The organism is Kitasatospora sp. NPDC059088 (genome assembly GCF_042738155.1).
Classification (GTDB): Bacteria; Actinomycetota; Actinomycetes; order Streptomycetales; family Streptomycetaceae; genus Kitasatospora.
In genome coordinates this window covers 1,403-12,277 of sequence record NZ_JBHYGR010000165.1, presented here as the reverse complement: position 1 = coordinate 12,277, position 10,875 = coordinate 1,403, and the positions used below count along the sequence as shown (strand labels likewise).

Genomic DNA, 10,875 nt, shown 5'->3' with positions numbered 1-10,875 from the left:
CGGCCGCCCCGACGCCGCCCCCCCGACAACCCGCGGGCCGAACGCCCAACTGCCGTACGCCCCGCGGGCGTTCTACCCGGTGAGCCCCAGGGCGGCCAGCCGGTCCGGGTCGGTGAGGACGTCCAGTCCGGTGATCCGGCCGCGGTGGATCGTGAAGGACATGACCGACAGCGGGCGGCCCCCGGCGAAGGACACCACGCCGGGCGAGCCGTTGACCAGCACCAGGCGCCCGTCGGCGGCGAACCGGGCGAAGGCGATCGCCTGGGCGGCGACCTCGGCCGCGCCCCGGCGCAGCACGCTCGGCACCAGCGGGCCGCCGTCGGACCGGGCCACCACCTCCGGGTCCAGCACCGTCAGCAGGGCGTCGAAGTCCCCGCCCCGGGCGGCGGCCAGGAAGGCCTCCACCACCGTGCGCTTGAGCCCGTCGTCGGTGTCTCCGGCCGGGGTGGCGCCCTGCACCCGGCGGCGGGCGCGGCTGGCCAGTTGGCGGGTCGAGGCGGCGGTCCGGCCGAGCACCTCGGCGATCCCGTCGAAGGGCACGTCGAACAGGTCGTGCAGCACGAAGGCCACCCGCTCCGCCGGGGAGAGCGTCTCCAGCACCACCATCAGCGCGATGCCCACCGAGTCCGCGACCAGGATCCCGTGCACCGGGTCCAGCGCCGCCGACCCGCTCACCACCGGATCCGGCAGCCGCACCCGCCCCTCCTGCTCGGGCAGCGGGTCCTCCCGCCGGGAGGCCCGGGAGCGCAGCTGGTCCAGACAGATCCGGCCGACCACCGTGGTCAGCCAGGCCCCGAGGTTGCGCAGCTCGCCCGTGTCACCGCGGCTCAGCCTGAACCACGCCTCCTGGACGGCGTCCTCCGCCTCGGCGACCGAGCCCAGCATCCGGTAGGCCACGGACCGCAGTTGGGGCCGCTCCGCCTCGAACCGCGCGGCCAGAAGCTCCGCTCCGGAGTTCTCCTCGCCCATCTGTCACATCCTCGTCTCGGCACCCGTCGGATCGATGACGGACACCGACCGCCCACCCCGACGGTCCCACCGGCCCGACCGGCCCCACCAGCCCCGACGACCCCACCCGATTCTGCCGAACCCGAGGGAGGACGGCCACCGCTTCGAGCACATCGGCACCCGCCGCGACAGGCGAGAATGGGGCCCGTGAACGGCTCCTGGACCGCCTTCGGCGGCGATCTGCATCTGGACCTCACCGGGCGGCGTGCTGCCGGCGCCGGGCTGCGGGCGGCGCTGGAGGACGCGCTGCGCGAGGCGGTGCAGGACGGGCGGCTGGCGCCCGGGACGCGGCTGCCGTCCTCGCGGGCGCTCGGGGAGGACCTCGGGATCGCCCGCAACACGGTGGTCGAGGCGTACGGGCAGCTCGCCGCCGAGGGGTGGCTCAGCTCGCGGCAGGGGTCCGGCACCACCGTCGCGCGGCGGGCCGTGCCGGTGCGGGGCACGCGGTCCGCGCCCGCCGGGGGGCGGCGGCCGAGCGTCCGGCACGACCTGATGTCCGGGCGGCCCGACCTCTCGCTGTTCCCCCGCAACGCCTGGCTGGCCGCGGCCCGCCGGGCCCTCGCCACCGCACCGCACGACGCGTTCGGCTACGGCAGCCCGCTGGGCCGGATCGAACTGCGCGAGGCGCTGACCGACTACCTGGCCCGGGTCCGCGGGGTCCGCACCGACCCGGACCACCTGCTCGTGTGCAGCGGCTTCCAGCAGGGCCTGGGGCTGCTGTGCGCGGCGTTGAAGGAGCGCGGGGCCCGTTCGCTCGCGGTGGAGGCGTACGGGCTGCCGCCGCAGCACGCCGTGGTGCGGGCCGCCGGGCTGGCGACCGTCCCGCTGCCGCTGGACTGCGAGGGCGCGCTGGTCGACCGGCTGGACGCCGGCCCCGCCGCCGCCCTGCTCACCCCCGCCCACCAGTTCCCGACCGGCGCGCCGCTGTCCGCCGACCGGCGGGCGGCCGCGGTGCGGTGGGCGCGCGAGCAGGACCGGTACGTGATCGAGGACGACTACGACGGCGAGTTCCGCTACGACCGGCAGCCGCTCGGCGCGATGCAGGCCCTCGACCCGGAGCGGGTGGTGTACGCGGGCACCGCCGCCAAGAGCCTGGCCCCGGGCCTGCGGCTGGCCTGGCTGGCCCTGCCGGACGCGCTGGTCGAACCGGTCGCCCGGTCGAAGGTGCTCGCGGACACGATGTCCCCGGTGCTGGACCAGCTGACCCTGGCCGAGCTGATCACCTCGGGGACGTACGACCGGCACGTGCGGCGCTGCCGGCTGCACTACCGGCGCCGCCGGGACCGGCTGGTCGCCGCGCTCGCCGAGCACGCCCCGCAGGTCGAGATCACCGGCATCGCGGCCGGACTGCACGCCGTCCTGCAACTCCCGCCCGGCGCGACGCCGGAGGCGGAGCTGCTGGCCCGCGCCGAGGCCGCCGGACTGGCCCTCAGCGGCCTCGACCGGCACCGCGCCGACCCGGCGACGCCGGGGGCGGAGCAGGAGACCGGGCCCGCGCTGGTGATCGGCTACGGGTCCCCGCCGGAGCACGCCTTCCCGGCGGCCCTGGAGGCCCTCTGCCGAGTGCTCCGCGACGCCTGACCGCGCCGGGCGGTCGGACGGGCGCCCGCCTCCGACGGGGGCGGAGACGGACGCCCGGCAGGTGGGGTCACCTACTTGTTGCGGGTGCCCAGTTCGAACAGCAGGATGATGAACCCGGCGAAGAGGTGGCAGCCCACGGTGTAGATCACCAGGCGGTGGTAGACCCGCTTGTTGGCCCACTTGCCGGCGTCGACGGTCTTCGGGCCGGCGGCGGTGTCGGGGGCACCGACGGCACCGGTGGTGGCGGCGGCGGTGTCGGCGGTGGTGGGATCGGCCATGGTGATCTCCTCCGAGGTGTTCTGACGGCTGGTCAGTGGCTCGCGGCGGGGCCGCCGCCGAGGCAGAGTTCGCCGCCGGGGCTCTGCAACAGGGTGTGGACGAAGAGCAGTTCGACGCCGGTGCCGGATGCGGCGGCGATGCAGTGCGGGGTGAGCGAGTCGTAGTGCGCGGAGTCGCCGGGGGCGAGGTGGTGGACGCGGTCGCCGAGGGTGACCCGCAGTTCCCCGCGCAGGACGTACAGCCACTCCTCGCCGGGGTGGACCCGGACCACCTCGTCCTGGACGCCCGGCGGGACGAACACCCGTAGGGCCTGCATGGCGCGGCCGGGGGCGCCGGCCCGGCGGTAGCCCCAGCCGCCGGCCCGGCCGGGCTCGATGGCGCCGCCGCGGACCACCGGGTCCGGTTCGACCAGGGCCTCGCCGAGCAGCCCGGAGACCGAGGTGCCGTAGGCGCGGGCCAGGCCGAGCAGGACGGGCAGCGAGGGCTGGCGGCGGCCGGTCTCCAGCCGGGACAGATAGGCTGGGGAGAGGCCGATCCGGCCCGCGGCGACCTCCAGGGTGAGGCGGCTGCTGAGCCGGTGCTCGCGGAGGCGGGCGGCGAGGCCGGCGACCTCCTGGTCGTCGAGCCGGCCGTCGTCGGCGGGAGTGCCGGTGGCACCGGTGGTGCTGCTGCTCATGCGTCCAGTGGACACCCGCCCTGCCGCAGGGGCAAGAAACTTGCCTCAGGGGCAAACCGCTCCGAGGGGGCTCACGCCCGGGCACTCACGCCCGGGCACTCACGGCCGGGCACTCACGGCCGGGGAATGTTCCGCAGGTTGCTGCGCGCCAGGTCGACCATCCGCCCGACCCCGCCGGACAGCACCGTCCGCCCGGCGGCCAGCGCGAAGCCCTTCACCTGGGCGGCGGTGATCCGCGGCGGGATGGACAGCGCGTTGGGGTCGGTGACCACGTCCACCAGGGCCGGTCCGGGCCGCTCCAGCGCCTCCGCCAGCACCTCCCGGACCCTGGCCGGCTCGGTGACCCGCTTGGCCGGGATGCCCATCGCCCGGGCGATGCCCGCGTAGTCCACGTCCCCGTTGTCGATCTCGTACTCCGGGTAGCCGGAGACCAGCATCTCCAGCTTGATCATGCCGAGCGCGCCGTTGTTGAGGACCACCGTCTTCACCGGCAGCCGGTGCTTGGCCACCGTGAGCAGTTCGCCGAGCAGCATGCCGATCCCGCCGTCGCCCGCCATCGCGATCACCTGCCGCCCGGGGCAGGCGAGTTGGGCGCCGATCGCGTGCGGGAGGGCGTTCGCCATCGAGCCGTGCAGGAAGGAGCCGATCACCCGGCGGCGGCCGTTCGGCCGGAGGTAGCGGGCGGCCCAGACGTTGTTCATCCCGGTGTCCACGGTGAACACCGCGTCCTCGGCGGCGACGTCGTCCAGCACCGAGGCGACGTACTCCGGGTGGATCGGCAGGTGCTTCTCGATGTCCCGGGTGTAGGCGCCGATCACGTCCTCCAGCGACTTGCAGTGCTTGCGCAGCAGGCCGTCCAGGAAGGAGCGGTCCGGCTTCGCCTCCAGCAGCGGCAGGACGGCCCGCAGGGTGGCCGCGACGTCGCCGTGCACGGCCAGCTCCAGGGCGGTGCGCCGGCCCAGCCTGGTCGCGTCGTGGTCGACCTGGACGGTGTGCGCCTGCGGCAGGAAGGAGTCGTACGGGAAGTCGGTGCCGAGCAGCAGCACCAGGTCGGCGGAGTGCAGCGCCTCGTGGCAGGCGCCGTAGCCGAGCAGTCCGCTCATCCCGACGTCGTACGGGTTGTCGAACTGGATCCACTCCTTGCCGCGCAGCGAGTGCCCGACCGGCGCGTGCAGCGCCTCGGCGACCGCCATCACCTCGGCGTGCGCACCGCGCACCCCGGCACCGCAGAACAGGGTGACCCGGCGGGCCGCGTTCAGCAGCCGGGCCAGCTCCCGCACCTGGGACCAGGGCGGCGCGGCCACCGCCTGCTCGGTGAGGAAGTGGCTGCTGCCGGTCGGCCCGGCGGCGGGCAGGGCTGCGACGTCCCCGGGGAAGGCGAGCACCGAGACGCCGTGCGAACCCAGCGCGTGCTGGATGCCGACCCGCAGCAGCCGGGGCAGCTGGGCGGGGGTGGAGAGCATCTCGCACCAGTTGCTGCAGTCGGTGAACACCCGCTCGGGGTGGGTCTCCTGGAAGAAGCCGGTGCCGATCTGCCCGGACGGGATGTGCGAGGCCAGCGCGAGCACCGGCAGGCCGCTGCGCTGGGCGTCGTACAGGCCCTGGATCAGGTGGGTGTTGCCGGGGCCGCAGGAGCCGGCGCAGACCGCCAGCCGGCCGCTGAGCTCGGCCTCGGCGGCGGCCGCGAAGGCACCGGCCTCCTCGTTGCGCACGTGCACCCAGCCGATGCCGTCCGCCCGGCGGATCGCGTCGACGACCGGGTTGAGGCTGTCCCCGACGACGCCGTAGACCCGCTCCACCCCGGCCTGCCGGAGCACCTCCACCATCTGTTCGGCCACCGTCGCCACGGGCGCACCCCTTCGCCGGGCGCCGGGCTCGGCCGGGCGCCGGTTGTCACCGGACGTGCCCACCCTCCGAGGTGCGGGCCCGCCCCGCATCCGGAGCGGGCCCGAACAGGCGAGCGACCGGCGCGGCTACTCCGCCGCCAGGTGGTCCTGCTGGCCGAGCTTGCCGGCCACCAGGCCCGCCTGGGGCTGGCGGCGGGCCGGCTCGCGCCCCGGGGGCTGGGCGCAGCGCTCCTGGGCGGGCGGGACGGTGGTGGGCAGGGTGACCGGGGTGCCGGCCTTGACCTGGACCGTCTCGCCGTCGTGCCGCAGGTGGATCACCTCGCCGCGGCGCAGGGTGTAGGTGGTGCCCTCGTGGGTGATCCGGACGCCGAGCAGGTGGCCGCGGACCAGCAGCGAGAAGCTCAGCCGCATCAGCCCGGAGGGCAGCCGGGGCCGGAAGTCCAGCGTCTCCCCGTGGTCGCGCAGCCCGCCGAAGCCGGCCACCAGGGCGATGCAGGCCCCGGCGAGCGAGGCCATGTGCAGGCCGTCGCGGGTGTTGCCGCCGAGGTCGTGGAGGTCCATCAGGGCGGCCTCGGCGGTGTAGTCGTAGGCGAGGTCGAGCTGTCCGACCTCGGCGGCGATCACCGCCTGGGTGCAGGCGGAGAGCGAGGAGTCCCGGACGGTGAGCCGCTCGTAGTAGGCGAAGTTGCGGGCCTTCTGCTCGTCGGTGAAGGCGTCGCCGCGGACCTGCATGGCGAGCACCAGGTCGGCCTGCTTGACCACCTGCTTGCGGTACAGGTCGAAGTACGGGTAGTGCAGCAGCAGCGGGTACTTCTCCGGCGGGGTGCCCTCGAAGTCCCAGACCTGGTGGTGGGTGAAGCCGTCGGCCTGGGGGTGGACGCCGAGGTCCGCGTCGTACGGGACGTACATCGCGGCGGCGGCGTCGCGCCAGGCGGCGGTCTCCTCGGTGTCCACGCCGAGCGCGTCGGCCTCGCGCGGGTGGCGGACGGCGGCCTCGGCGGCGGCGCGCAGGTTCGTCTGCGCCATCAGGTTGGTGTAGACGTTGTTGTCGGCGACGGCGCTGTACTCGTCGGGGCCGGTGACGCCCTCGATCCGGAACCGGCCGGCGCTGTCGTGGTGGCCGAGCGAGCGCCACATCCGGGCGGTCTCCACCAGGAGTTCGAGGCCGTACTCGCGCTCGAACTCCGCGTCCCCGGTGGCCCGGACGTAGCGGGCCACGGCGGCGGCGATGTCGGCGCCGATGTGGAAGGCCGCGGTGCCGGCCGGCCAGTACCCGGAGCACTCCTCGCCGCGGATCGTCCGCCAGGGGAACACGGCGCCGGCCAGGCCGAGTTGGGCGGCGCGTTCGCGGGCCAGCGGGAGCGTGGTGTGCCGCCAGCGCAGGGCCTGGTTGACGGCGCCGGGCAGGCAGTAGGTGAGCACCGGCAGGACGAAGGTCTCGGTGTCCCAGAAGCTGTGCCCGTCGTAGCCCGGGCCGGTCAACCCCTTGGCGGGGATGGCGCGTTCCTCGCTGCGGGCGCCGGCCTGGAGGACGTGGAAGACGGCGAACCGGACGGCCTGCTGGAGTTCGACGTCGCCCTCGATCTCGACGTCGCTGGTCTCCCAGAACTCCCTGAGGTAGTCGGCCTGTTCGGCGACCAGGCCGTCCCAGCCGGTGTACCGGGCGGCGTTCAGCGCGGCCTCGACCTGGTCCCGGACGGCGGGCAGCGAGCGGGTGCCGGACCAGCCGTAGGACATGAACTTGACCAGCCGCAGCCGCTGTCCGGGGGCGAGCACGGTGGTGACGCTGATCCGGCAGTGGTCGGCCTCGGCCTCGGCGACGGTGTCCAGCCGCTCCGGGCCCTCGATGACGTGGTCCATCCCGGCGGCGACCCGGATGCCGCTGAACCGGGTGCGGTGCACCAGGACGGCCTTGGTGCCGCTCGCGTGGTGCGCCTCGGCCTGCAGCGGCGCCTCCAGCACGGCGGCGGCCCGCGGGTCCCCCTCGGGGCCGCCGGGCAGCTGCTCGTTGGCGACCAGTTCGGACTGGAGCACGATCCGCACCGGCCCGTCCACCGCCTCGACGGTGTACTCCACGGCGGCGATGGCCCGTTGGGTGAGCGAGACCAGCCGGGAGGAGCGCACCCGGATGGTCCGCCCGGCCGGGGAGGTCCATTCGCACTCGCGGTGCAGCAGTCCCTCGCGGAAGTCCAACCAGCGGGTGTGGCCGACCAGTTCGCCGTAGCGCAGGTCGAAGGGCTCGTCGTCCACCAGCAGACGGATGATCTTGCCGTTGGTGATGTTGATGACGCTCTGGCTGGACTCCGGGTAGCCGTAGCCGCCCTCGCCGTAGGGCAGCGGCCGCAGTTCGAAGACGCCGTTGAGGTAGGTGCCGGGCAGGCCGTGCGGCTCACCCTCGTCCAGGTTGGCGCGCAGGCCGATGTGGCCGTTGGAGAGCGCGAAGACGGACTCGGCGCGGGCCAACGAGGCCGGGTCCAGGCCGTGTTCGGTGATCTGCCAGGGGTCGATGGCGAAGTTGTCGGCGGGACTCATGACGTCGCCCCCTCGTCGTCCGACAGCAGCTCGGCGAGGTCGTCGACGACCACGGTGGCGCCGTCGCGGCGCAGTTCGGCGGCCTGCCCGGTGCGGTTGACCCCGACCACCGCGCCGAAGCCGCCGGCCCGGCCGGAGGCGACCCCGGCCAGCGCGTCCTCGAAGACGGCGGCGTGCGCGGGCTCGACGCCCAGCTCGCGGGCGGCGTACAGGTAGGTGTCCGGGGCGGGCTTGCCGGGCAGGGACCGCTGCTTGGCGACCACGCCGTCCACGATCACGTCGAAGAGGTCCAGGATGCCCGCCGAGCGCAGCACGTCCCGGCAGTTGGCGCTGGAGGAGACCACCGCGCGGGGCAGTCCCAGCGCGCGCAGCCGGTGCACGTAGGCGACCGAGCCCTCGTACGGGGCGACGCCCTGCTCGCGGATCAGCCGCAGCACGGTGTCGTTCTTGGCCCGGCTGACGCCCTGCACGGTGCGGGTGTTCGGCGGGTCGTCCTCGGTGCCCTCGGGCAGGTCGATGCCCCGGCTCCGCAGGAAGGCCCGGGTGCCGTCCAGGCGCGGGCGGCCGTCCACGTAGGTGTCGTAGTCGGTGACGGCGTCGAAGGGGACGAACGGCCCGCCGGTGCGGGCGGCTTCGGCGCGCAGGAAGGCGTCGAAGGTGTCCTTCCAGGCCGCGGCGTGCACGGTCGCGGTCCGGGTGAGCACCCCGTCGAGGTCGAAGAGGAAAGCGCGGATGTCGTCCGGTAGCCCCAGCATGGGTGCAGTCTGCCCCGGGAACGCGGGGGATGCCGCCCATTCCCGGCGGCGCGTCGCCGGAAGGGCGGCATCCGGTCGCCCACCGCGTCCGGGGGCGGCGGTTACGGCGAGTCCGGCATCTGCGCCTCGGGCGACTGGACGACGGCGAACAGCGCGCCCTGCGGGTCCCTGACCACGGCCATCCGGCCGGACTGCATGTCGAACGGCGGCTGGAGCACCGAACCGCCGGCCTTGACCAGGGCGTCCACCGTGGAGTCGGCGTCGTCCACCGAGAAGTACGCCATCCAGTGCGAGGGGGTGCCGGACTCCAGGTACCCGGGGACCGCCTGCATGCCGCCCACCGTGCGGTCGCCGACGTTCAGCGAGTAGTAGCCGTCCATGCCCTGGATGGTGGCCGGGCGCAGTCCGAGGGCCGGCTGGTAGAAGCGGCCGGCCGCCTCGGTGTCGGTGGTGTTCAGCTCGTTCCAGACCAGCGCGCCGGGCTCGTTGACGACGCCCGCGCCGATGAAGTCCATCGCCTGCCAGACCCCGAACACCGCGCCGGTCGGGTCGGCGGCGACCAGCATCCGGCCGACCGTGCCGACGTCCATCGGCGGGTAGACCACCGTGCCGCCGGCCCCGGTGATGGCGGCGCCGGCCGCGTCGGCGTCGTCCGAGGCCAGGTAGGTGGTCCAGCCGACCGGCGGCAGCGGCTGGCCCTCGGGCGCGGACCGCGCCATGATCCCGGCGACCGGGCGGCCGTTGAGGGTGCACACGGCGTAACCGCCGAACTCGGCCGGGCCGAGCTCGCCCTGCCAGCCGAACAGGTCGCGGTAGAAGTCGAGCGCGGCCTGCTGGTCGCTCGCCATCAGGTCGATCCAGCACGGGGTGCCGGGCTGGTACGGATCGGTCACTAGGGGCATCGCTGGGCCTCCCGGAGGCGGTGGTGGCCGGCTGGGGTCGTCGGGCGGGCGGGCCCGGCCCGACCGGTACCGCCGTCCGCGCGGACGGGGGGCCGACGGCGGTACACCGCCCACCCTCAGCCCGGCGCCGCGTTCCCGCCACCGGGCGGCGCCCTGGTGGGCGACCGGTGGCGGGACGGCGGCCCGGTGGCGGCCGGACGGTGGCCGGGCGGTCACTCCTCGTCGTGGCGCAGGGCGGTGACGAACAGCGGCTGCGCCTTGCCGCTCTGCGCGTAGTCCTTGAGCCGGACCAGCAGTTCGGCCCAGGTGCCGGCCACCATCGGGACGCCCTCCTCGCTGCCCGGCTGCCAGCCGCCGTGCCGGAACAGCAGCCGGGTGCGGCCCGGGTCGCCGGGCCGGTCGGCGAGCTCCCAGCTGATCCAGGTGCCGGCCCAGTGCGGCGGGAAGGCCCCGGTGTTGGCCCACAGCACCCGGTCCCGGTCGGCCCGCTCGCGGCGCAGCCGGAACGGCTCGGGGACCCCGGGGAAGTCGAACAGCAGCACCTCGCCCTCGCGGCCCACCCCGGTGGTCCACCAGCCGGTCAGCCCGTCGTGCGTGTTGAGCGCGGCCAGGACGGCGTCCCGGGAGGCGGCGATGTCGAACTGCATGGCGATCTCGGGCATGGGTCCGCCCTTTCGGTGCCGGCGACCGGTGGGCCCCCCGCTACCGCCACCATGGCACGACCCCCGGGGCCACGCGCTCCGGGGGCCGTGCGGTCGGTCCGGCCGGTCGTCCGGCGGGTGGGATCAGCCGCCGCTGCCGTAGGTGGTGTTGGCGCAGATGTCGTCGTCCGCCGAGCGGGCGTCGTTGGTGACGGTGGTGGGCAGCGGCTGCGCGGGCGTCTGGGCGCCGGGGGTGGCGGCGGCACCGGACGCGCCGGCCCCCATGCCGTTGGCCGCGGCGAAGTCCTGGCCGACGATCAACGAGATGCCGCGGGAGCTGCCGGGCTCCAGGCTGGCGCCCGGGAACAGCGCGGCGAGCTTCTCGGCGTTCGCCTTCTGGCTGGAGCCGTACTCGATGGTGGTGGTCTTGTACTTGGTGCTGGCCGCCTGACCCGCCGTACTGGCCGAGTACTTGGCGCCCTTGAGCAGGTCGGTCGCCTTGCCGGCCAGGCCGTTGACGGCCGTGCCGTTGTAGACCGCGACCTTGACCGAGGCGTTGGAGGCGTGGGCGCCCCCCCCGCCGGAGGTGGGCGGCGCGGGGGGCGGGGGGGCGGCGCCCCGGCTGGGGGCCGCCGCCGGCTGGTGGGCCGTGGC

At 75.1% G+C, this 10,875-nt stretch carries 10 protein-coding genes; 1 reads left to right on the top strand and 9 read right to left on the bottom strand.

The genetic code is table 11. The annotated features are described in order from the left end of the window. Nucleotides 1-72: 72 nt before the first annotated feature. The gene (locus tag ACFWXO_RS40375) at nucleotides 73-969 is read right to left on the bottom strand and encodes a sigma-70 family RNA polymerase sigma factor (protein WP_380530989.1); all 897 of its coding nucleotides are present in this window, start codon (nucleotides 967-969) and stop codon (nucleotides 73-75) included. A 186-nt stretch (nucleotides 970-1,155) separates the two neighbouring features. Between ACFWXO_RS40375 and ACFWXO_RS40370 the strand changes: the two genes are divergently transcribed. Further along, nucleotides 1,156-2,589 (top strand): PLP-dependent aminotransferase family protein, encoded by a 1,434-nt coding sequence (locus ACFWXO_RS40370; protein ID WP_375892870.1) that lies wholly within the window; start codon nucleotides 1,156-1,158, stop codon nucleotides 2,587-2,589. Nucleotides 2,590-2,660: 71 nt separating this feature from the next. On the opposite strand, the gene ACFWXO_RS40365 is transcribed toward ACFWXO_RS40370, so the two are convergent. The 8 genes from ACFWXO_RS40365 to ACFWXO_RS40330 all read right to left on the bottom strand — a co-directional run. Continuing rightward, nucleotides 2,661-2,867, bottom strand: coding sequence for a DUF6126 family protein (locus ACFWXO_RS40365; RefSeq protein ID WP_380530986.1), 207 nt, complete (start codon nucleotides 2,865-2,867; stop codon nucleotides 2,661-2,663). A gap of 32 nt (nucleotides 2,868-2,899) precedes the next feature. Next, a complete protein-coding gene (locus ACFWXO_RS40360; RefSeq protein WP_375892867.1) occupies nucleotides 2,900-3,544 on the bottom strand; it encodes a helix-turn-helix domain-containing protein in 645 nt (214 codons plus the stop codon). A gap of 113 nt (nucleotides 3,545-3,657) precedes the next feature. After that, nucleotides 3,658-5,391: a pyruvate dehydrogenase gene (locus tag ACFWXO_RS40355; RefSeq protein WP_375892865.1), complete on the bottom strand. Its 1,734-nt coding sequence runs from the start codon at nucleotides 5,389-5,391 to the stop codon at nucleotides 3,658-3,660. A gap of 126 nt (nucleotides 5,392-5,517) precedes the next feature. Then, entirely contained in the window at nucleotides 5,518-7,923 is a 2,406-nt protein-coding gene (locus ACFWXO_RS40350; protein ID WP_380530982.1) for a glycoside hydrolase family 65 protein, read from the bottom strand. Beyond that, nucleotides 7,920-8,678: an HAD family hydrolase gene (locus ACFWXO_RS40345; protein WP_380530979.1), complete on the bottom strand. Its 759-nt coding sequence runs from the start codon at nucleotides 8,676-8,678 to the stop codon at nucleotides 7,920-7,922. Before ACFWXO_RS40345 ends, ACFWXO_RS40350 begins: the two co-directional genes overlap by 4 nt. A gap of 101 nt (nucleotides 8,679-8,779) precedes the next feature. After that, nucleotides 8,780-9,580 carry a VOC family protein gene (locus ACFWXO_RS40340; RefSeq protein WP_380530977.1) on the bottom strand — a complete coding sequence of 267 codons (801 nt, stop codon included), beginning with the start codon at nucleotides 9,578-9,580 and terminating at the stop codon, nucleotides 8,780-8,782. Nucleotides 9,581-9,792: 212 nt separating this feature from the next. After that, nucleotides 9,793-10,242, bottom strand: coding sequence for an SRPBCC domain-containing protein (locus ACFWXO_RS40335; protein WP_375892858.1), 450 nt, complete (start codon nucleotides 10,240-10,242; stop codon nucleotides 9,793-9,795). Nucleotides 10,243-10,365: 123 nt separating this feature from the next. Next, nucleotides 10,366-10,875 (bottom strand): LytR C-terminal domain-containing protein (locus tag ACFWXO_RS40330; protein ID WP_380530974.1); only part of this gene is annotated, 510 nt, incomplete at its 5' end.

Bases quoted from the DNA above. Each gene is read 5' to 3' on its own strand.
- ACFWXO_RS40375 (WP_380530989.1), bottom strand. From the start codon at position 969: ATGGGCGAGGAGAACTCCGGAGCGGAGCTTCTGGCCGCGCGGTTCGAG.
- ACFWXO_RS40365 (WP_380530986.1), bottom strand. From the start codon at position 2,867: ATGGCCGATCCCACCACCGCCGACACCGCCGCCGCCACCACCGGTGCC.
- ACFWXO_RS40360 (WP_375892867.1), bottom strand. From the start codon at position 3,544: ATGAGCAGCAGCACCACCGGTGCCACCGGCACTCCCGCCGACGACGGC.
- ACFWXO_RS40350 (WP_380530982.1), bottom strand. From the start codon at position 7,923: ATGAGTCCCGCCGACAACTTCGCCATCGACCCCTGGCAGATCACCGAA.
- ACFWXO_RS40345 (WP_380530979.1), bottom strand. From the start codon at position 8,678: ATGCTGGGGCTACCGGACGACATCCGCGCTTTCCTCTTCGACCTCGAC.
- ACFWXO_RS40340 (WP_380530977.1), bottom strand. From the start codon at position 9,580: ATGCCCCTAGTGACCGATCCGTACCAGCCCGGCACCCCGTGCTGGATC.
- ACFWXO_RS40335 (WP_375892858.1), bottom strand. From the start codon at position 10,242: ATGCCCGAGATCGCCATGCAGTTCGACATCGCCGCCTCCCGGGACGCC.